Source organism: Clostridium sp. DSM 17811 (assembly GCF_018861905.1).
Taxonomy (GTDB): domain Bacteria; phylum Bacillota; class Clostridia; order Clostridiales; family Clostridiaceae; genus Clostridium_AD; species Clostridium_AD frigoriphilum.
The window spans coordinates 1-22,155 of record NZ_JAHLDU010000038.1; the positions used below are offsets into that span (position 1 = coordinate 1).

Genomic DNA, 22,155 nt, shown 5'->3' on the forward strand with positions numbered 1-22,155 from the left:
ATTTTTTTATACTAAAACGCTAAATAGATATTGGAATTCTGACAAAATTGCAAGGATGAAAGAACCATCAAAATTACCTGCTGTATTATCTCCAGATGAGGTTAAATCTATATTTGATGTTACTGAAAACCTTAAGCATAAGGCAATTCTCATGACGGTCTACTCCGCAGGATTAAGAGTTAGTGAAGTTTGCAACCTAAAAATAACAGATATTGATAGTAAAAACATGCAAATATTAATTAGAGAGGGCAAGGGTAAAAAAGATAGATATTCATTGTTGTCTAAATCAAATTTAGAAATCCTCAGAGAGTATTGGAGCAGATATCATCCTACGGAATATTTATTTTCTGGAAAGGGTCGTACAGATTCTATAAGTCCACGTAGTGTTCAGAAAATGCTCGAGAAATCTATAAAAAAAACTAAAATCACTAAGCATGCGACTGTCCATACGCTTCGCCATTATGTGGAGTGATATATTATGGTGAGTCTTCGACGAAACCCCAGTGTTAACAGTAATAATTTCTAAAACACTCACCATAATAAAATGTGTTTATTTACAAAGATTTTTTAACCAATTCATCAAATCTCCGTCATCTTGCCATTTTGGCATATCTTTAATTGTCAGTTCAATATAAGATTTTTCTAATGCTATTCTTTTCATTTCGCTGTCAGCTCTTGCATATATCTCTGTTGTGTTAATATCTGAGTGTCCTAAAAAGTCTCGTATATAAATAAGATTTACCCCTGCTTGAAGAAGGTGCATTGCCTTACTATGACGAAAATGGGGAGCTCCCCATTTTCGTCATTCGCGCGCTATTCATCTTTATAGAGCTGGAATGCCACTACCTCTGTTGGCAGAATGACTTGGTCATTCACAACTGGAAACTACCCATATTTATGCTTATGCTGATACAGAAACGCGATGCCATAAAAAAAGCAACGGATAAAATGAATCCTCTTATGGGCATAGAAGAAAAAGCATGCTGGAAAAACGAAAATAGTGAAATTCTCATAAGAAAGCTCTATGGATTAAGATAATGTTATTCCGATTTTATAAATAAAATAACTTCACATCTATCCATGTTTTCATACCTTTAACTCTTCAATGAATTAAAATCGGAATAATAAAAAAGTAGGGATAATACATGGGGTCAAAACCTTATGAATCATCCTCATATTCATTGTATAGTCCCAAGTGGTGGATTAACATTTGATGGTACAAGATGGATAAATTCAAAGAAAGATTTTTTTATTCCAGTGAAAGTTTTATCAAGAAAGTTTAGAGGTAAATTCTTGTTTTATCTTAAAAAAGCTTATCAAAGTAATGCTCTTAAATATACTACTGGAATTCAGGAATTAACAGAAAAGCATATATTTCATAGCTTCATATATAAGTTATACAAAAAGGAATGGGTTGTATACTGTAAACCCCCTTTCGGGAGTGCAGAGCACGTACTTGAGTACCTTGGTAGATATTCTCATCGAGTGGCTATATCCAATCATAGAATTGTGAATTTGGAAAACGGATATGTACATTTAAGTGGAAAGATTATAGAGACAATAATAAAGAAAAATTTATGACCCTTACAGTAGACGAATTTATGAGAAGATTTTTCATGCATGTTTTACCAAGAAAAATTGTTAAAATTAGACACTATGGAATATTAAGCAATAGAAATAGATCAACCAAACTTCAAAAATGCAAAGAACTTACAGGCGCAGTACAAAATAAAAAACAAGATCTAGAAGTTAAGTTAAGTGTAGCATAACTTCTTTTTAAGCTGACAGGAATAGATATAAATATTTGTCCTTGCTGTGATAAATGTGAAATGGTTACAAAAGAGAAGTTGAATCGCCAAAACTATTCTCCAACAGGAGAAATAAATAAAATAGCATAAAGTCTTTATTTAGGGGAGGGTGAAATTACGTCTATTTTTAGAAGAGAATCTAAAATTCTAAGAATTATTGATACAATTGTGGAAATTATAGTTAATAACCTTAATGTTAAAGCTAATTTCAGAAAGAGGTGAATGATTGAATCTCCATAGTAGAGTTAACGCGGCATCGTTCAATAGTTCGTTTCAGACATTGAGCAACTCTCGTAGCTATCATCGTTTAAGTATATACTTAAGGTGATAGTTTTTGTCGGCTCAACATCTGAATCCGAGCCTGTTCATTGACATTTGTTATGTACATATAACTAGCCTATATACTCATTCATGCTATTTCAGTATGCAATAAACTACTATTTAACTGCATAAAAGGTGTCTAATTGAGAATATACACTCCATTTATGCACTATTTAATACTTATTTCTTAAATTGTTAGAGTTATTTTTATAGTATGGTTTAAGCCATATTATAAATAAGATTAAAAATAAAAAGGCCTGGTATAATCCAGACTCATTCTATTAATTAAATATATTAAAGGGGGAGACTTTAATATATTTATCTTATCATTTCAATGTTACAGTTTCATACCAAAACTAATAACATATTGTAAATAATTTATATTTATGGAATTCCATATAACATAAAAAACTAAGGTATAGGTAAAGTAAATTTATTGCTATTTTATTAAACTTAAGTTAATCTAAATTTGCCCCACTTTTATGGAGTAGTTTTTAAATGCAAAGGTTCTAAGGTGTCCCCTTTTAGGGGTAGTAACCACAAAGCGTAAATTTACCACGTTAAGACACATATTACCAAAATGACGATAAATTCAGAGGGAATATTAAATATACTCGTGTTAATTTAATGTTTTTCTCAAAGATTTTATATTAACTAATAAATATTTCTTATTGATGTTTTAGTTAGTATTATCAATACTATTATTGTACTTTAACTAACTTGTTTTGAGTAAAAAAATAAGAGATTTATCATTTAGTGATTAAACCCTAGATATTTAAATACTTTAAACTAAGGTTATATGAAATTTCGAGTTAGAACTATTACATATTAATTGTAAGTCAGAATATTAAAATAATGGTATTAAATTGTAAATAACTGGCTTGACGTTGTAAATTTATGCTTTGCGAGCACTACCCCTATAAAGAAAAAACCAAATAAGTAGTGTAAAAAAATTTACACTACCAAAGTAAATAAGGAGGAAATGTAAATGGAAGAGGAAAAGGAAAAGGAAAAGGGAGAATTAAACCGTGGGTTGTCGAGCCGTCAGATAATGATGATTGCCTTGGGAGGTACAATTGGTGTAGGTTTATTCATGGGTTCAAAAAGTACAATTTTATGGACAGGCCCATCTGTAATGTTATCATATGCACTTGTAGGTATATTCATTTTTTTTATTATGCGTGCCATGGGGGAAATGTTGTATGTAGAGCCAACCACAGGTTCCTTTGCAACATTTGGTTATAAATATATTCATCCTTTAGTAGGATATTTAACTGCTTGGAGCACCTGTTTCCAATGGGTGATTGTGGGTATGTCTGAAGTTATTGCTGTTGGTGCTTATATGCAGTATTGGTTTCCAAGTCTTCCTACTTGGGTTCCAGGTTTGATTGCAATGATTGTATTAACAACAGTAAATTTAGTATCTGTAAAATCATTTGGTGAATTTGAATTTTGGTTTTCACTTATTAAAGTTGTAACCATTATATTTATGATTGCCGTTGGATTGGGCTTGATTTTGTTTGGAATTGGTAACGGCGGCAAAGCAATTGGATTTTCAAATCTTTGGAAAAATGGTGGTTTTTTTGGAGGTGGTTTTAAGGGCTTCTTCTTCTCTCTATCACTAGTTGCTGCATCTTATCAGGGGGTTGAACTTGTTGGAATTACAGCAGGCGAAGCACAAGATCCGCAAACAACGTTAACTAAAGCAATTCAAACTTTAATAGGCCGTATTTTGATTTTCTATTGTGGAGCAATTTTTGTTATTGTAACTGTTTATCCTTGGAATCAATTAGGTGGAATTGGAAGCCCATTTGTAGCTACTTTTTCAAAAGCCGGAATTACAGCAGCAGCCGGAATTATTAATTTCGTGTGTGTCACAGCTGCTCTTTCAGGATGTAACAGTGGTATCTATAGTGCAGGACGTATGGTTTATACATTAGGAGTAAATGGGCAAGGTCCAAAGTTCTTTAGAAAAGTAACAAAAAGTGGTGTGCCAGTGGTTGGTACATTTGGTGTGGTAATTGGACTTTTAATCGGAGTAATTTTAAGTTATATGGCACCTAAAAATATATTCGTGTATGTTTATAGTGCAAGTGTACTTCCTGGTATGGTTCCTTGGTTTGTCATTCTAATCAGTCATATCAAATTCAGAAAGGAACAAGGAGCTTTAACAGATAGCCATCCGTTTAAAATGCCTTTTTCACCAGTTTCAAACTATGTAACAATAGGGTTCCTAATAATGGTATTAATTGGCATGTTGCTTAATAATGAAACACGAGCATCTCTCATTGTTGGAATTGTTTTCTTAGGACTAATGGCAGTAAGCTATTACGTATTGGGAATTGACAAACGCATACAAGAAGATGACAAAGAATAGGAATACAAAATACAAATCTACTGAAACTTGATTCTGATTAAACAATCGTTGAACATTAGTTAAACTTATCTAGGTTGCAGTAATCGTTAATTTACCACTATAGGCCCATGAAGAACATAGCTGTCCTGTACTGAAAACTCAATTCCTAAATATGGTAATAGTTAAACCAATCTTTAAATTAAAAGTTCCTACACTCGACATTATAGGAACTTTTTAAAAGTAAGTTATTTTATATAAGTTTAATTTAAATAAAAGGATACTATGATACAAAAGCATTCAGGTCACGAAAGCAGAAAACCCATGATATATATTTAAATTTACCAATATAAGGAATTGAGTTTTCGGTAAGGCACAGCTATGTTCTTTATCCCTCAATAAGAGACTGTAAATACAAAATATTTATAGTCTCTTATTGGTTATTTAAGAATTTAAAAATTGCTGAAAGAACATACAACATAATAAAGGTTATATTGTATGCATTTATTTTATTTAAGTTGAATAAGGTTTTACTAGATAAATAAATAATTATAGGAGTTAAATAGGGCACATACTTAATAGCAGGTGCCTCTAGTATTAATACAAATTTGATCCTTATAGGTTAGGTTAACAGGTACTAGGTTATCTATAAGGCAATGTTTCTTGTGTTTCTATATTAGCTTCAAAATGCTAACGAAAGTGTGCATACTAAAATTGCAATAATATGCATTTAACAAAACAACTGCTTAGAAAGATTATTGGAATAGTTTTGTTAAACGGATGATGGATTAGCGTTTAATGGAGATGAAATTGAAGTAGAAGGGATAAAAAAATATGGAAAATAAAATAGCGATTTAAATTCAAAGGAGTATATAAATTTTATCCCCTTTATTGCCCCTTATCGGTTATATTTAATAGGCATTATTTAAACTTAGCTAAAAAGTAGAATGACTATATGTAAGGGATTAAAGGTTTTTTAGCATCGATTAAACTTGACTATTACGAACCAGTTGGTCGCAGGTTCGACTCCTGGAAGGCTTACCATAGAAGCCCAGTAACTGTAATGGTTACTGGGCTATGTTTTTTGAAATAGGTATAATAAAGAAATATACAGCAACATAGATAAAATTGAGTTATGATCGTACTATGCAAAAACCTTGGAAACACTAAGTTTTCAGGGTTTATTTTTTTTGGGGGTTTAACGACATTTCACAAGGAAAGTCTCTCACTATAATTATTATCACATAATATTTATTTTATATAAAATAAGATCACTGTATACTATTTTAGGTATACTTATACCGGTATTAATGGGATAATGAAACTATATTGTAAAAATAACGTATATAACTATGGGGAATAGAAAATATCAGTTCATATTTTAAAAAGAACTTTTTTAGAAAAATATATCGATGAGATACATTGAAACATTTGAATAGTTTTAAATTAAAATTAATAGGGGGTAGAAGCGTATGAATAAAAAAATTACAAGTTCAGTTCTAGTTGCGTTAATGATAGCAGGATCAACGTCTTTCTCAGCTTTTGCTGCAATGCCTACGGGTACTGTGGTAATAGGAACAAAGGCTTTTGACTTAACTTATGCTAATAACTCAGCAAACGATTCTGAAATCACTGCTGCAATGGTCGGTGGTGGATCAGTTTATGTTAAAAATTTTAACGGAGACTGGATTGACAATCTTACAGGATCAAAAGTAGCTGCAAGCATTATACCAGCAGTAACTTATAAAAATGCAAAAGGTACAACTAATTTTGCTGTTTCAGATGCAGATACAAATACGGTAGCTACATCAGTGGCTTTAAGTGCTATAGCTGCTAATCAACTTAAAGTAACATTTAATGATAAAGTATCAAATACAAGTAAAGTTGTATTTACAGTTAAAAGAGAAGCGACTCCTGTAACAATGATTACTACTTGGAATGATGCTAAAACAGAAGCTACATTGACCTATGAAGATAAATTACCAGAAGGTACTTATACCGTCGGTGTAAGGAATGACACTACTGATATTGGATCAAGTACAGTAGCTGTTACAAAACAGAAAGTATCTAACATTGAGATAGGTGATACTTTAGCGGTTGATCTTCCTACTATGCATAGTGATGTTGATGGTGGAGAGTGGCCAGGAGATGGTCATGTATTATACAAAGTACTAGATCAATATGGAGGAGATATTACAGAAAATTCACTAGCATCAAATATTAATTGGAAAAGTCCAATAGGTAAAATTAGTGCTTCAAAAGGCATAATCACCATAAGCATATTAGAGGGATCCGCAAACTATAATGTAGGGCTTTTGACACAGTATAAAACAATAATTATTACAGCTACTGATTCTGATAGTAATGCACATCAAAGTACTACACTTAAAGTTGTAGGTCAATCATTTCCAGTTACGTCAGTAAATAAAATTAAAAATACGACAAAGAACATAGGTGATAGTTATACATTACCAACAACTGTAACCGCAACTTTAGTTGATAAAACAACTAAAGATTTTGCTGTAACTTGGGACAAAGTGGCGAGCACGAAAGTAGCAGGACAATTTACATTTACAGGCACATTAACAATGGTAGATGGAATTGTTAATACAGATAATGTAACGGCATCAGCTACACTAATTGTAGCAACACCTATTATTGATAAGATGGATATAACTAGCAAGTTTACTGATGAAAATTTTAAGAGTATTGTATATTCGAAGATAGGAAAAACCGCTCCTCAGCCAATACTTGAGTCTGATGTTAAAGACATAAAACTATTAGATTTGTCTAGTGCTGATGCGAGAAATTTAAGTGGAATAGAGTATTTTACATCATTAACTGATTTAAATTGTTTTAATACTGGACTAACAACCTTAGATGTAAGTAAAAATACAGCATTAACTTATTTGAATTTATATGCTAATAAACTAACTACATTAGATGTAAGTAAGAACATAGCATTAACGAATTTAAATTGCACGGATAATAAACTAACAACTATAGATTTAAGTAAGAATTTAAAATCCATGTCTTTTAAGTGCGATGAGAATGTAAAAGTACTGCATTAGAAGCGTTAACTACTACAGATGATGCGGTTATAACAATTAAATAATATCTATTATTGATTAACAAGGATATTCATATTAAGTGAATATTCTTGTTTTGTTATATCAACAGTATTACCACCTTATTAATTAACTATTATTTTAATATTAAAAACTTTTTAAAGTGCATTGAAAAAGTTTATTTTAAGTGGTATACTAAATTTGTAATGAAAACGTTTAATATTTACAAGCCCATGAGACAATAAATTTACAAATAATTTAAATTAAATAAAAAAGTAGGAGATGGTTCTGGTGAAGGGAAAAAGAAAAATTAGCAATACTCTAATATATGTTTTCGGTGCACTTAGTGGACTTTTGTTTGGTTATGATACAGGAGTTATTTCAGGTGCAATTTTGTTTATTCAAAAACAAATGCATCTTAATTCATGGCAACAAGGCTGGGTTGTTAGTTCTGTATTACTAGGGGCTGTTCTAGGTGCTGCGATTATTGGACCAATGTCTGATAAATATGGACGTAGGAAATTGATTTTATTATCATCAATTATTTTCTTTGTTGGTGCACTTGGTTCAGCGTTTTCACCAGGGCTTTTTACATTGATTTTATCACGTATTGTTCTTGGTATGGCAGTAGGTGCTTCATCTGCATTAATTCCAACATACTTAGCAGAATTATCACCAGCAGAAAAACGTGGTTCTGTGTCAAGTTTATTCCAGTTAATGGTAATGAGTGGTATTTTATTAGCTTATATAACTAATTATAGTTTCTCTGATTTGTATACGGGTTGGCGTTGGATGCTTGGTTTTGCTGCTATTCCAGCCGCAGTTCTTTTCCTAGGAGGTCTTGTATTACCAGAAAGCCCTCGTTTTTTAGTTAAAGATGGTCGGTTTGAAGAGGCACGAGATGTCTTAGACCAAATGAATAAACATAATGAAAGTGCTGTTAATAATGAACTTGTTCAGATTAAGAAACAAGCTGAAATGAAAAGTGGCGGAATTAAAGAATTATTCGGTAAATTTGTTCGCCCAGCATTGGTTATTGGCGTTGGACTAGCTATTTTCCAACAGGTTATGGGCTGTAATACAGTTCTTTACTATGCACCAACTATATTTACTGAGGTCGGATTTGGTGTTCAAGCGGCTTTACTTGCTCACATCGGAATTGGGATTTTCAATGTAATTGTTACTGTTGTAGCTGTCATGATAATGGATAAAGTTGATCGTAAAAAGATGTTGATTTATGGGTCTATTGGAATGGGAACTTCCTTACTAATTATGAGTTTTTCAATGAAGTTCTCTCATGGATCATTAACTGCTGCAATTATCTGTGTTATCGCATTAACTGTTTATATTGGTTTTTTCTCAGCTACTTGGGGACCTGTAATGTGGGTGATGATTGGTGAAGTCTTCCCTCTAAATATTCGAGGACTCGGCAACTCATTCAGTAGTGTAATTAATTGGGGTGCTAACATGATTGTATCATTAACATTTCCACCATTACTAAATTTCTTTGGGACTGGTAGTTTGTTCATAGGTTATGGTGCCCTTTGTTTTGTGTCAATATGGTTTGTTAAGTCTAAGGTGTTTGAAACACGTAATCGTTCTCTTGAAGAGATTGAATCTACTCTTAGGGTACGTGCTAGTGAAAACGATAAGCAAGATATTTGTAGTTAGAATTTGCATATATTATATCCAAGTAGCCCCATATCATTAGATGTGGGGCTATTATTTTTGTATAAAAGCAGATTGTTTTATCAAATTTTAAAAATATATGTTATGTTAATCAAACAAAGAGGGCAATATATATGATAAACTAATAAGACTAACAAAAGTTAAATGGAAGAAGAGAGGTGTATAAAATGGGATTTATTAAAGGCATATTTAATAAAAAAACTCAAAATGTAATAAATGATTATAAAAATAAAACTCCAGAAGATATACAATATATTGATTCGTATATAGATATAATTAAACTAGCATTAGTGAAGAATAATATAACTACTGTTGAATTATTTTATTCATTTGATGGTGGAGAATTATTTGATAAGATCAAAGGTGAAAATTCATCTAGTAGCATTTTAGTTTTATACAAAGGAGATATTGATAATTTAATTGCAAAAAACGGATATACTAGTGTTTATCACTCAAAACGAGGTAATTACTCTTTAGTTATTTTTCAACATCAATTTATATATGAAGAGTTATTTGGAGTTGAATTATGGAATGATGGAAGTTCAACACCTGAGAAGATACATGCATTTAACTGTTACATAACAGAAAAAATCAATTATTTTGCAGGGATGAATTGTGAAGTTATGGGTATAGGTGTAGGAAATATCAACAAGAAACAGTATGAAAACTTGATGGAAGATTATCATAATGAAGTTAAAATACCTAAGATTAAAACAACCCCAGGTAAAGTAGCGATATATACAGGGATTGCGTCTACAATTGGGGCCGGATTACTTATAGGTTTAAAGATATTGTCTAAAAAAGATAAAAAATAAAGCAGAAAATTAAATGCTGAAATGGCACTTAAATTTAAATTATGGAAAAACAAATGTCGTGAAATTAACTTTCACGACATTTGTTTTAAAAAGATTTACGCACTATACTTATATTATAAAATATTAAACTTTTTCTTATAGGTACTTAAGTGATAAATCATCAAGTTCTGTCTTTATTTTAGAAATACCAAGGTGAGCAGCAATAGGTGAAAAAATGTCTATTGTCTCTTTTGCCTTGTCCATCCATTTTTCAGGTTGCATATACTTGAGAGTTCGCATATTGTGAAGACGGTCTGCAAATTTAATTAATATTACGCGATGGTCTACTTTATTGTCATCTTTGTTTATTAAATCCCAACTAATTTTTTTGAATTTGGTAACTTGGTCTACTAATTGAGCTATTTCATTGGAAAATTCATTTGTAAGCTTATCTATTGTCACTAATGTTCCTTCTGATACAATATCATGAAACAGGCCAGCTATAATAGTTTCAGTGTCCGATTCCATTTCTGACAGTATAAGGGCAACACAGAGTGGATGGATGATATATGGTTCACCAGATTTGCGATACTGACCATCATGGGCTTTGTAAGCTAAATGATATGCCTTTTCCACCATGATTAAGTCGTCAGAAGAATGATTCTTTTTAAAACTATAAGCCAAGTCCCTATACAATTCCTCTGGTTTAGTAAAGTCAACAGATGATTTCAAAAATGGGTTTGCATTATCTGATTGTATATTTTTTACAGGTTTTGTTGAATTATCAGTCATAACATATCTATCTCCTTTTTCGTTAAACATATGGTTTGACATATGAATAGCATAAATCACATGTTGAGTTGGAGTAAAACCAAATTTTTTCTTAAATGCTTTGGAAAATCCACTATGTGTTTTGAAGCCAAATTCTATTGAAACATCAAGTATCTTCTTACCGTCAAATATATATTTTGATGCACAAATAAGCCGTCTTTCCCTAACATATTCCATGAGAGGCATTCCCATCTGCTCTGTAAAAATTCGTGAAAAATGATATACAGAATATCCAACTTCATTAGCTAGAAGCTCTATTGTCAATTCTTCTTTAATATTTTCTTCGATATATTCAATACACTCAAAAATAGCATTTTTATATTTCACTTGGAATCACTCCTTCAACCATGTGTTAATTATAGTATAATCAAATTGATTTTATTTTGCTGTTCCATTTTTGCTAATATAGTTTTATGTTGACAGTTATGACTAATATATCATATATTATAAATACATATTCAAGTATTAGAATATAGTAAAATTTAATTAGCAGCGAAGATTTTTATAAATTCAATTTAAATGGCTGTAAATTATGTCTGGAGGAAATTAGTTATGTTAATTTGGAAGGAAAATTTTTCAATTGGAATGGAAATAATTGATGCTCAACATAAACATTTGTTTGATATAGGAAATCAAGCTTATTTATTATTAGAAAATGGATTAAAGGTTGATAAATATGATGATATAACTTTAATAATAGAAGATTTAGAAAGGTATACTATATATCATTTTAAGTGTGAAGAAGAATATATGCTTAAAATCAATTATTCTGGATATGAAAATCAAAAGAGAGAGCACACTGAATTTATTAATAAAATACATAAAATGCGTTTTGTTGATATCGATAAAGACCAACAGGAAACTATAGAAAATTTGCTCGCGGTTATCTTTAACTGGCTTATAGATCATATATTAGGTGAGGATAGATTGATAATGGGAATGTAGATTAATAAGAAATCTAAAAAAACACTAGAAAACTAAGGACCCAGTAACTGCAATAGTTACTGGGTTTAATTATTTTTTGAAAATTCACAAGTAAAGGTTTTAATGTAGAACTATATCCTTGACGTGAAGGTTATAGTAGCGTAATATATTTCATCGGGGGTGAATTATGGATACAAAATATTATAAAATCGAAGAAGTTGCGACTATTACTGGACTTACAAAAAGAACTTTAAGATATTATGAAGAATTGGAACTTATAATCCCTAAAAGAACAGATGCATCTTATAGATTATACAGCGAAGAAGATATTGAGAATATTAATAGAATAAAGGATCTAAGAGAAAGCTTAGGATTCTGCTTAAATGATGTTAAAGTTATTCTAGATTTAGAAAAAGACTTTAAACGAATTTTTAAAGAAAACTTAAAAGATGATATTATGATAAATAAATCTATAAACCTTATTAAAAAACAAATAATATCAATCGAAGAAAAAGAGCTTTCACTTGGTAAATCCAAAGAAAAATTTAAAATAGCTTTGGCAAAGCTTGAAGAATTTCATCGAACAAAACAGGAGGAATAATTTAATGGAAAAAATCGACTACAAATGGACAGCGCTATCATGTACAACACTCGGGGCTCTCTTTTCAGTTCTTAGTGGAAGTACATTGCTTATAGCACTTCCATCTATTATGAAAGACTTACACACAAGTATGAGTATAGTTACTTGGACTATTATGGGATACATGCTTGTAATGACAATATTAGTTCCTTCAATTGGAAGAATGGCAGATATGGTGGGCAGGAAAAAACTTTATGTCAGTGGATTCGCAGTTTTTACCTTAACATCAATTTTATGTTCAATCTCTCAAACAGGACTTCAACTCTTGGTATTTAGAATGATACAAGCGGTTGGAGGAGCTCTAATGGTGGCAAATAGTACTGCAATAGTTGCAGATGCCTTCCCTAAAAGAGAACTTGGAAAGGCACTTGGAATAAACAGCATGATAATATGTGTGGCGTCAGTTGCTGGACCTATCCTTGGGGGCTTTCTTATAAGTATTGGTTGGAGAAGCATTTTTTATATTAACATCCCAATAGGTATTATTGGAACACTTTGGGCAGCTTTTAAACTTAAAGAGACAAAAGTAACTTTTGAAAAACAAAAGTTTGATATAAATGGTACAGTTGCTTTTTCCGCAGGGATGCTTGCACTACTAACAGCATTAACTTTAGGTGGTTTTAGTGGATGGTTTAATATTTATGTATTAACATTATTTTTAGTGGCAATTATTCTTTTAACATTGTTTGTTAAAATAGAAAATACTGTAGAGGCTCCTATGCTTGATTTAAGGTTACTTAAAACTAGAGTACTTGCCTTTGCATTTGCAGCTAATTTTCTAAATGGTGTTGCAAGAGGAGCAGTAACATTTTTATTAATATTTTACTTACAAGGAGTAAAAGGAGTAGATCCAATGCTTGCTGGGATACTTTTATCACCATTCGCAATAGCTATGATGATTGTGTCACCATTTAGTGGATGGCTATCAGATAAATATGGCGTAAGGATTTTAAGCTCAGTAGGACTTCTTATTTCCGCTGTAGGACTTGCAGGGCTTATGGTTATAAAGCCTGACACACCTATTGTTGAACTTGTTATATGGATGTCAATTATGGGATTTGGATCAGGAATGTTCTTTGCACCAAACACAAGTGCAATAATGGGAGGTGTACCAGCAGATAAGAGAGGCATAGCTGCTGGGCTTCGTACAATGCTAACTAACGCTGGAATGGTACTCAGTATTGCAATTTGCATGGCGATTATTTCATCTAGTATATCACCTGATGCTATGCAAGCACTTTTCGTTGGATCACAAGTAGGTGGTCAAGGAATTGCTACTGGACAATTTATTACAGGCCTTCGAACAGCATTTACGCTCTGTTTTGTTTTTAGTTTACTAGCTGCATTTATGTCTTATTTAAGAGGACCAAGTGCAGTATGGGAGGAAGAGGAAGAAGCAAAAGAGGATAGAGTTTACAATTAAATAAAAAATGTACCTAAACTATAATATGTACCCTGTGGAGTAGATTTTCTTAAATATCTATTCTTCAGGGTATTTTATGTTAGATAAAATAACTTAAAGACCTCAAGTATTAATAACAAATACTCGATAAATGTATTATAGTATATATTTAACAAACGTATTAGAAAGTATATTACAAAGTATGAATTATATGTTAATATGTATTCAAGAATATTTTTAAAGTGTTATTAAACATAAATGAGGAGGGACATAATGAGTGTTAAAAATTCTGATGTTTTAGAAAAACAGGAAAGCAAAGGTAATAAAAGGGGTATGTCTATAAGAAAAAAAATACCTTTATTTTTCGGAATATTAATAGCTATATCTATGATGACAATTTCTATTTTTACATATATAAAGTCATCACAAATAATATCAAATCAAGATGGGATAAGACAAGCAGTGGATCAATTGGCGAATGGAGTTTATATAATATCAATAATAGTAATTATAATTTCTATATTAATAGGTATAGTTTTATCAAGGTTATTAATAAAACCCTTAACAGAGGTAACGATATTAATTGATAAAACCTCTAAGTTGGATTTAAGTGATGACGAGGATATAGAAAAATTAACCTTAATCAATGATGAGTTTGGAGATATAGCTAGGACTATAGTTAATATGAGAAAAACATTAAAAGATGTTGTAAAGGATTTGATAGAAGCATCAGAAAATATAAGTAATAATGAACATTCTGTTGAAGAACTTGCGAATACACTAAAAATTAAGGCAGAAGAAAGTTCTAGTGAAACCAAAACATTATCAGCTGGAATGGAAGAAACTGCGGCGACAGCACAAGAAATTTCAGCTTCTTCAGGAGAAATGAAAAATATGGTTAGTACGATAGCCAAGAAGGCTTCTGAAGGAACAAGCATAGCTCAAAATATTGTTCAAAAAGCAATGGGGATTACAATGGGTACAACTGGCTCTAAGGAAGAAACGGACAAAATATATGGTAATATAAAAAACAAGTTAGAAGCTGCAATAAATGATTCGAAAGCAGTTGAAGAAATACATGGACTGGCAACATCAATACTTCATATAACTAGCCAGACTAATTTATTAGCTCTAAATGCAGCTATTGAAGCTGCTAGGGCTGGAGAAGCAGGAAGAGGATTTGCTGTAGTGGCAGATGAGGTTAGAAAGCTAGCAGAGCAATCTGGAGATACAGCAGCTAATATTCAAAATGTAGTTAAAGTGGTAAGTGATTCTGTAAAAAATCTATCCGCTAGTTCGCTTAAAATGTTGAATTTTATGGATGAAGAGGTTTCTTTGAATTATGAAATTATTATGGGCACAGGTAAAGAATATACAGATGATGCAGAAAATTTTAATAAATTCATGAAGGAATTTGATGAAACAGCGCAACATTTAAATGAATCAATAAATGGAATTTCAATTGCAATAGATCAAGTAGCAGGTACGGTTAATGAAGGCGTAGAAGGTATATTTAAGATATCAGATAAGAGCATCGATATTGTAAATGAAACGGAAGCAATAAAAAACACCACTGGTGGTAACAAAATTAGTGCAGAAAAATTACAAAATATAATCTCAAAATTTAAAATGTAATAAAAAAAGGACTGAAAAATTATTTCAGTCCTATTTTTTCACCCATTAATACAGCAGTTTCAAATCCTAATTGTGTTTGAAGTAACAAATTATCGTCGATTTTTACAGCGTTTTTCTTGAATAGCATAATTACCGTGGATCCACCAAATTTAAAATACCCTTTCTCAGCTCCTTTTAGAACTCTTGAGCCCTTGCTGTAACTTTGAATAATTGTACCTACACATGTTGCACCGACTTCAATATAGATAGTATCGCCAAAATTATCTGAGTGAAATACACTCCATTCTCTTTTATTTTGACAAAATAATTTATTTATATTTTTTAGAGCAACGGGATTTACAGAATAATAATGACCTTTTATTTTAGTTGTATGGTCACAAACTCCATTGTCAATAAAATGAAATCTATGATAATCAGTTGGACACAATCTAAAGATTAAGCATGTACCTTCATTGTATAAATTGTATATTTTATCATCTTGTAGTAGTTCTTTAAGTGAATATGTAAAGCCTTTAATTTGAACTATTTTATTTAAGTTAACATTTTCATAAGCAGATATTTTTCCATCACAAGGTGATATCAAAATATTATCATTTTTATCGATTATTCGGGCACCTAGTTTTAATGACCTTATAAAAAACTCATTAAAAGATGAGTATTCATTATAATTCTTAGAATACATAGACATATCAATATCAAGTACCTTAATAAAATTCTTGATTTTTTTAGAACTTATTTTTGTATCGCAATAATAACCGTATAATTTCGAAAAAAGTTTTTTCTTGAGTAGTAATTCAACTAGCCCTTTGCCGGAAGGGGAGGAATAAGACCAATTTAAATATTTCTCACCAGCTACTTTTTCAATCTCATATTTATTTTGTTTTCTATTATAATATTTAATCATAAAAACACCTCGATTTTAATAGGATTATAGTTTGTTATTATAATTTTCCGGATTTTATTATAGAAATTAATAACCAAAAGCCCATGAAGGCTGCACTTAAGAAACCAGTTATACCAATAATTGTTACATTGTATATTTTTGGACCTATATTAGAGTTCAAAATTGTTGAAGATCCTATAATCGTAGAAGAAATAATAAGAGCAGAAACCAATCTATTTATACCTTTATTTAACTCACTTATAGGAGTACTTAAATTTTTGTGTTCAAGTTGAAGTTTAGCCCTTCCACTTATCAAGCTGTCAGATAATTCTATAATTTTTGAGGGAAGTCTAAACGAATCTTTCATAAATGAATATGAATGGATAAGTAAAGTGTTAAAATCTAAATTAGTTAATATAGAAAATTTATTATTAGCTTTTACATAGGGAATAGCTATATCAATTATTTTTATATCGGGAGCTATGCTTGCGATTACTCCTTCTAAAATTACAAGAGATCTTATTAAGAGTGTAAAATCACGAGGCAGACGAATATTGTTTTGCCTAGCTATATCAAAAACTTCAGAAAGCATAACAGAAATTTGAATATTATTTAAAGAAGTTGAAAGGTAATTTACAATAAGGTAATCTAAATCTTCATAGAGTTTATTTCTATCGACATATCCCTTTCTTATTCCTATAGTTAAAAGAGCGGAAATCATTTTATTTATGTCATTAAGGGCAATCGCCGATATCATATCATTTAGTGTTGATTTTATGGAGATTGAGAGGTTACCCATAATTCCAAAGTCAATAAAACAAATTTTGCCTTCACGTATAAATATATTTCCAGGATGTGGGTCGCCGTGGAAAAAACCATCTTGTAGGATTTGTTTTAGGTAAGATAAAGCTAATTTTTTACCTAAATCATTAACATCATAATGCCCAATTAAAAGATTTTTTTTATCATCGACTTTAAAACCATAAATTCTTTCCATGGTTATAACCCTAGTGCTTGATAAATCGTGAATAACATAAGGAACGTATAAGAATGCTATATCCTTATTAAAATCTCTAAATTTATCCATGTTTTTAACTTCGTTGTTAAAATCAAGTTCAAGTTCAGTTGTTAAAAGGATTTCGTGAAGCGCTTCTTCTGGGTCAATTAGTGCATCAGCGAATTTTGTTTTAGTGAACTTTACTATGCGAATCAATATAGAAATATCTGTTTTCATCTTTTCTGCAATATCAGGTCGTTGCACTTTTACTACAACCTGGCGCCCATCCTTTAATGTAGCTTTATGTACTTGGGAAATAGATGCAGAAGCTAAAGGTTTTTCATCAAAGGTTTTAAAGCATTTTGTTGTTGATATTGAAAATTGATCGGAAAATACTTTTTTTACTGTTTCGATGCTTTCTGGAGGGACTCTATCTTGGAGTTTCGAAAGCTCGATTATATAATCGGGTGGTAATAAATCTGGCCTAGTACTTAATATTTGTCCAATCTTTATAAAAGTAGGGCCAAGTTCCTCAAAGGCTTTTCTTAAATTTTCAGGGAGTTTATTTTGTTTATTAAACTTAGAGTCTACAATATATCCAAAGCCATAAGAACCAAGAACTTTAACAATTTTTTTGAAGCGATTAACAGAACTTCGTCTCATTTTATACCTCACTTAGATTATCACCTTCACAGCTGTTTATAGCCTTAGGTCTCTTAATATTAATAATTTCACAAGGTAAATTAAATTCCTAGTGAAGTTTTTTACTAGTTATAATATATAATGCCGTATTTGAAAGGAGTAGACTTTCTTTAAGATATGTAGTTGAAAATAAAAGCCCTATATAAAATCAGGACTCTTATTAGATTTGAATTTGTAAAGTTATGAGTGACTTATTTCTAAATTTGCCAATCTTTTATTTACATTTTCAATATCTTCTTTAGTTGCAAAATTCATATCCTTTAGAAGTAAAATCATATCTTCTTTTGTTAAAGTGTTCTTATCTTTTGTCAAAGTGATTTCTTCTTCTTTCTTTTCTTTTACAGTTCGTTTTAGTTCTTCAGATAAACATTTACCCTCATCTAGGGTAAGCTTACCTTTTTGTACGAAAACATCTATTAAATTTGTAGCCTTTTCAAAAGTGTATGCTGCAGAGCCTAGTCCAGCGAGAAAAAAATTCTTTATATCATTGTTCAATTAAAACACCTCCACTTAATGTATATTATATACTATTAAGTGGATTAAAATTCTAATAATAGATAAACAGCGTAATATGTATGTCAATATTTTTTACAATTCATTTTTTTAACAGACTATAGGTTGACATATTTATGAAAGTGTAATATTATATTGAGGTAGAAATAAAATATGCACCCATAGCTCAGTTGGATAGAGCGTCCCCCTCCTAAGGGGAAGGCCGGAGGTTCGACTCCTCTTGTGTGCACCAAAAAAGCTAGCAAAGGAATCCTTTGCTAGTTTTTTTTTATAATTAGTATAATTATTATTATATAGTTCAAAAGATAATATAAGTATAGTTGTATTGAAAATATGTTGTTTAAGAAGTATACTATAAGGAATAAAAATTATTTAAAAATAATTATTTATAAATAAGGGGTTTACATGAAAGAATATTTTATTCATGAAGCATTAAAAGAAGCGAAGAGATCATTATTACTAAATGAAGTGCCTGTAGGCGCGGTCATAGTAAAAGACAATAAAATAATTGCTAGAGCACATAATCTAAGAGAAACAATGCAGGATGCCACTGCCCATGCAGAAGTTTTGGCTATAAAAGAAGCTTGCGTAATTTTAGGTAGCTGGAGATTAACTGGATGTGATATGTATGTAACTTTAGAACCATGTCCGATGTGTGCAGGTGCTATATTACAGTCTAGGATAAGCAAACTATATATAGGTATTTTCGATCCTAGTGTAGGAGCTTGTGGTTCCGTCATTAATGTTATTCAAAATGATGACTTAAATCATTGGACAGAAATAAATTGGTTATACAATGAAGAATGTGGTAATTTGTTAACTAATTTTTTTAAAGATAAAAGATAGTTTAAAGGAGAAATAATTATGGAAAATAATATAAATAGTAAAGTCTTAGATAAACTTACCAAAATATGCTTATGTAAAGTTATATCAAAGGCTACAATAAAAAAGGCTATAAAAAATGGTGCAAAAACATTAGAGGATGTTCAAAAGGTAACAGGAGCAGGATCGGGTGGATGTAGAGGTCATAGATGTACACCTATGATAGAGGACATTCTAAAACAAGAATTAGAGAAAGAAAACTAAAATGATGGTAATTTCAAGTTAGATGATTTAACGACATTTATATAATAAAAACGAAGCCAATAGGTTTCGTTTTTATTTTTTTTGAAATATTATATAAAGAGATATTTAGTATATTTTATGTGTTTTAAATCATAATAAAAAATAACTTTAAAATAAAACAAATAATACTATTTTTGTATTGACAACGTTATCATAATATATTAAAATGAACACAAGTGAAAGTAAACGAAGAAAAAATAAAATACAAACGAACATTAGTATATTAAAATAAAACAAAAGGAAGGATAAATTATATGTTTCCTGAAGAAAGAAAATCAAAAATATTAAATAGCTTGAATAAATATGGAAAAGTAAAAGTGTGCGATTTATCTCAGCAATATGAAGTGTCAGAAGTCACAATTAGACGTGACCTTCAAGAGCTAGAAGAGGATAAAATGATTAAAAGAGTACATGGTGGGGCAGTACTAAATGGGAATACTAAATTTGAACCCACTTTTTCAGAAAAAATAGATAAGTTTTATGATGAGAAAGAAGCTATTGGAAAGCTTGCAGCATCAATCATAGTAGATGGAGATACAATAGCACTAGATGCAGGCACCACAACTATTAGCATCGCTAGGCAAATAACAGCTAAAAATATAACTGTTTTAACGAATTCTGTGGATGTAGCCTATGAGCTCGCTAAAAAAAGAGATGTTGAAGTTATTATTACTGGAGGTACACTTAGGTGGGAGACAAGAGCAATGGTAGGGCCGGTTGCAGATAATGCACTTAAAAATTTTAGGGTAGATAAGGTTTTTATAGGGACTAATGGTATTTGTGTTAGCAATGGTTTAACTACTCCAAATATTATTGAGGCTAACACAAAACGAGAAATGATAAAAATTGCAGATCAAACTATAGTAGTATGTGACCATACTAAGTTTGGAATAGTCTACTTTGCGAAAATAGTAAATTTAGATACTGTTGATATTATAATTACAGACAATCAAATAGACAACAGCATCATTGAAGAGTTTGAAGAAAAAGGCGTAAAAATTATGAAAGCAAAATAATTATGGGGGTGAGTGAATGATAATAACAGTGACATTAAATCCAGCAATAGACAAAACTATTGAAATAGATGACTTTAAAATTGGTAATGTCAATAGAATCTCATCCACAAGAATTGATGTTGGAGGAAAAGGAATTAATGTATCTAAAGTTATTAAGGAATTGCAGTATAAAAGCTTAGTGTTAGGGTTTGTAGGTGGAACTAGTGGAAATCAAATAAAAGATTATTTAAATGATTCAAACATTAATAATGATTTTTTATCTGTAAATGGGGAAACGAGGACTAATACAAAAATATTCGATAAAGTTAATAATACACATACAGATATAAATGAGAACGGGCCTAGTGTAACGGTAGACGATATCGCTAATATAAAAGCAAAAATCATGGAGTATTGTGATGAGAAATCCTTAGTAATCCTTTCAGGTAGTGTGCCAATCGGAGCAAGCAGTAGCATATACGGTGATATTATTAAAGATATAAAAAATAAGGGCGGTAAGGTTATATTGGATGCGGATGGCGATATGCTAATGCAGGGAATAAAAGCTGGTCCTTATATAGTGAAACCAAATGTTTGCGAACTTGAAAAGGCATTTGGTATTAGCATTGATAGCGAAGAGAAAGTTATTGAAACTGCTAAAAAGATATTAAAGTATGGGGTTAAATTTGTAGTGATTTCGCAGGGATCAGAAGGGTCATTAGTTATAAGTAGCGATAAAATCGCAAAGGTTGTTGGTCTAAAGGTAGAAGTTAAGAGTACAGTCGGGGCTGGAGATTCAATGGTTGCAGCAATTGCTGTAGGAACCCAGAATAATTATGGTTTTGAAGAAACTATGAAACTTGCTTGTGCAACCAGTGCTGCTAATGTAATGACTGAGGGGACTCAGACGGGAAGATTAATTGACATAGAGAAGCTAAAAAAACAAGTGACTATAAAATACCTATAAGAAAGGGTGATTATTAATGAATATAACTGAATTATTAAATGTTAATCTAATTAAGCTTGAACTTACTAGCAAAACAAAAGAAGATGTAATTATAGAGATGGCAACAATTTTGGATGAAAATGGAAAGCTACTAGACAAGGATAAATATGTAAAAGCCGTGCAAGATAGAGAAAAAGAATTTTCAACAGGAATAGGAATGGGTATAGCAATTCCTCACGGGAAAAGTAGTGGAGTTAAAGAGGCTGCATTAGTATTTGGAAGAAGTGCTAATGGAATTGATTATCAATCTATGGATGATGAATTAGCTAATATATTCTTTTTAATAGCAGTACCTGAAGAATCAAGTGATGAGCATTTAAAGATATTAAGCCAGATTTCAAGAAAATTAATGCATAAAGATCTAAGAGAGAGCCTAATGAAAGCAAGTAGTCCTGAAGAAATAATTACTTTATTAGAGAAATAGACATTATATGTTTTCTATATTTTTTACAATGATTCAAAAAATATT

Annotated in this window: 19 protein-coding genes, 1 tRNA gene and 2 pseudogenes; 17 read left to right on the forward strand and 5 right to left on the reverse strand. The window is 30.9% G+C overall.

Annotated features, from left to right (window positions below; all coding sequences use genetic code 11):
* On the forward strand, nucleotides 1–472 hold a 472-nt coding region (locus KPL44_RS22725), incomplete at its 5' end, for a tyrosine-type recombinase/integrase (RefSeq protein ID WP_216255272.1).
* A gap of 78 nt (nucleotides 473–550) precedes the next feature.
* On the opposite strand, the pseudogene KPL44_RS22730 reads toward KPL44_RS22725, so the two are convergent.
* Nucleotides 551–772: pseudogene (locus KPL44_RS22730) on the reverse strand (tyrosine-type recombinase/integrase); the annotation flags it as partial.
* A 131-nt stretch (nucleotides 773–903) separates the two neighbouring features.
* Between KPL44_RS22730 and KPL44_RS25940 the strand changes: the two are divergent.
* From KPL44_RS25940 to KPL44_RS22765, 6 genes and pseudogenes are all read left to right on the forward strand, one after another.
* Nucleotides 904–1,038 carry a hypothetical protein gene (locus tag KPL44_RS25940; protein WP_301182993.1) on the forward strand — a complete coding sequence of 45 codons (135 nt, stop codon included), beginning with the start codon at nucleotides 904–906 and terminating at the stop codon, nucleotides 1,036–1,038.
* A gap of 102 nt (nucleotides 1,039–1,140) precedes the next feature.
* A pseudogene (locus KPL44_RS22740) lies at nucleotides 1,141–1,898 on the forward strand (IS91 family transposase); the annotation flags it as partial.
* 1,219 nt (nucleotides 1,899–3,117) lie between these two features.
* Entirely contained in the window at nucleotides 3,118–4,506 is a 1,389-nt protein-coding gene (locus KPL44_RS22750) for an amino acid permease (RefSeq protein WP_216255278.1), read from the forward strand.
* A gap of 1,448 nt (nucleotides 4,507–5,954) precedes the next feature.
* A complete protein-coding gene (locus KPL44_RS25945; RefSeq protein WP_216255280.1) occupies nucleotides 5,955–7,553 on the forward strand; it encodes an Ig-like domain-containing protein in 1,599 nt (532 codons plus the stop codon).
* 288 nt (nucleotides 7,554–7,841) lie between these two features.
* Nucleotides 7,842–9,221, forward strand: coding sequence for a sugar porter family MFS transporter (locus KPL44_RS22760; protein WP_331702951.1), 1,380 nt, complete (start codon nucleotides 7,842–7,844; stop codon nucleotides 9,219–9,221).
* Nucleotides 9,222–9,406: 185 nt separating this feature from the next.
* Nucleotides 9,407–10,054, forward strand: coding sequence for a hypothetical protein (locus KPL44_RS22765; RefSeq protein WP_216255284.1), 648 nt, complete (start codon nucleotides 9,407–9,409; stop codon nucleotides 10,052–10,054).
* A 135-nt stretch (nucleotides 10,055–10,189) separates the two neighbouring features.
* On the opposite strand, the gene KPL44_RS26140 is transcribed toward KPL44_RS22765, so the two are convergent.
* Nucleotides 10,190–11,191 carry an HD domain-containing protein gene (locus KPL44_RS26140; protein WP_216255286.1) on the reverse strand — a complete coding sequence of 334 codons (1,002 nt, stop codon included), beginning with the start codon at nucleotides 11,189–11,191 and terminating at the stop codon, nucleotides 10,190–10,192.
* Nucleotides 11,192–11,416: 225 nt separating this feature from the next.
* Between KPL44_RS26140 and KPL44_RS22775 the strand changes: the two genes are divergently transcribed.
* From KPL44_RS22775 to KPL44_RS22790, 4 genes are all read left to right on the forward strand, one after another.
* Entirely contained in the window at nucleotides 11,417–11,809 is a 393-nt protein-coding gene (locus tag KPL44_RS22775; RefSeq protein WP_216255287.1) for a bacteriohemerythrin, read from the forward strand.
* A 166-nt stretch (nucleotides 11,810–11,975) separates the two neighbouring features.
* Nucleotides 11,976–12,389: a MerR family transcriptional regulator gene (locus tag KPL44_RS22780; RefSeq protein ID WP_216255288.1), complete on the forward strand. Its 414-nt coding sequence runs from the start codon at nucleotides 11,976–11,978 to the stop codon at nucleotides 12,387–12,389.
* Nucleotides 12,390–12,393: 4 nt separating this feature from the next.
* On the forward strand, nucleotides 12,394–13,851 hold the full coding sequence (locus KPL44_RS22785; protein ID WP_216255291.1) for an MFS transporter: 1,458 nt from the start codon (nucleotides 12,394–12,396) through the stop codon (nucleotides 13,849–13,851).
* A gap of 252 nt (nucleotides 13,852–14,103) precedes the next feature.
* Complete coding sequence (locus KPL44_RS22790; RefSeq protein ID WP_216255293.1) at nucleotides 14,104–15,465, forward strand: methyl-accepting chemotaxis protein; 1,362 nt, start codon at nucleotides 14,104–14,106, stop codon at nucleotides 15,463–15,465.
* A gap of 19 nt (nucleotides 15,466–15,484) precedes the next feature.
* On the opposite strand, the gene KPL44_RS22795 is transcribed toward KPL44_RS22790, so the two are convergent.
* The 3 genes from KPL44_RS22795 to KPL44_RS22805 all read right to left on the reverse strand — a co-directional run bounded on the left by KPL44_RS22795 (nucleotide 15,485) and on the right by KPL44_RS22805 (nucleotide 18,542).
* Nucleotides 15,485–16,369 carry a phosphatidylserine decarboxylase gene (locus tag KPL44_RS22795; RefSeq protein ID WP_216255295.1) on the reverse strand — a complete coding sequence of 295 codons (885 nt, stop codon included), beginning with the start codon at nucleotides 16,367–16,369 and terminating at the stop codon, nucleotides 15,485–15,487.
* 37 nt (nucleotides 16,370–16,406) lie between these two features.
* The gene (locus tag KPL44_RS22800; protein ID WP_216255330.1) at nucleotides 16,407–18,008 is read right to left on the reverse strand and encodes an ABC1 kinase family protein; all 1,602 of its coding nucleotides are present in this window, start codon (nucleotides 18,006–18,008) and stop codon (nucleotides 16,407–16,409) included.
* Between the two features lie 219 nt (nucleotides 18,009–18,227).
* Nucleotides 18,228–18,542 (reverse strand): phasin family protein, encoded by a 315-nt coding sequence (locus tag KPL44_RS22805; protein ID WP_216255297.1) that lies wholly within the window; start codon nucleotides 18,540–18,542, stop codon nucleotides 18,228–18,230.
* A 173-nt stretch (nucleotides 18,543–18,715) separates the two neighbouring features.
* Between KPL44_RS22805 and KPL44_RS22810 the strand changes: the two genes are divergently transcribed.
* The 6 genes from KPL44_RS22810 (at nucleotide 18,716) to KPL44_RS22835 (ending at nucleotide 22,110) form a co-directional block, all read left to right on the forward strand.
* Nucleotides 18,716–18,792, forward strand: a tRNA-Arg gene (locus tag KPL44_RS22810).
* A gap of 173 nt (nucleotides 18,793–18,965) precedes the next feature.
* Nucleotides 18,966–19,406 (forward strand): nucleoside deaminase, encoded by a 441-nt coding sequence (locus KPL44_RS22815; protein ID WP_216255299.1) that lies wholly within the window; start codon nucleotides 18,966–18,968, stop codon nucleotides 19,404–19,406.
* A gap of 18 nt (nucleotides 19,407–19,424) precedes the next feature.
* On the forward strand, nucleotides 19,425–19,646 hold the full coding sequence (locus KPL44_RS22820) for a (2Fe-2S)-binding protein (protein ID WP_216108666.1): 222 nt from the start codon (nucleotides 19,425–19,427) through the stop codon (nucleotides 19,644–19,646).
* 293 nt (nucleotides 19,647–19,939) lie between these two features.
* A complete protein-coding gene (locus KPL44_RS22825) occupies nucleotides 19,940–20,701 on the forward strand; it encodes a DeoR/GlpR family DNA-binding transcription regulator (protein WP_216255301.1) in 762 nt (253 codons plus the stop codon).
* A gap of 16 nt (nucleotides 20,702–20,717) precedes the next feature.
* Nucleotides 20,718–21,647 carry a 1-phosphofructokinase gene (gene pfkB / locus KPL44_RS22830; protein ID WP_216255303.1) on the forward strand — a complete coding sequence of 310 codons (930 nt, stop codon included), beginning with the start codon at nucleotides 20,718–20,720 and terminating at the stop codon, nucleotides 21,645–21,647.
* A gap of 16 nt (nucleotides 21,648–21,663) precedes the next feature.
* The gene (locus KPL44_RS22835) at nucleotides 21,664–22,110 is read left to right on the forward strand and encodes a PTS sugar transporter subunit IIA (RefSeq protein WP_216255304.1); all 447 of its coding nucleotides are present in this window, start codon (nucleotides 21,664–21,666) and stop codon (nucleotides 22,108–22,110) included.
* Nucleotides 22,111–22,155: the final 45 nt, after the last annotated feature.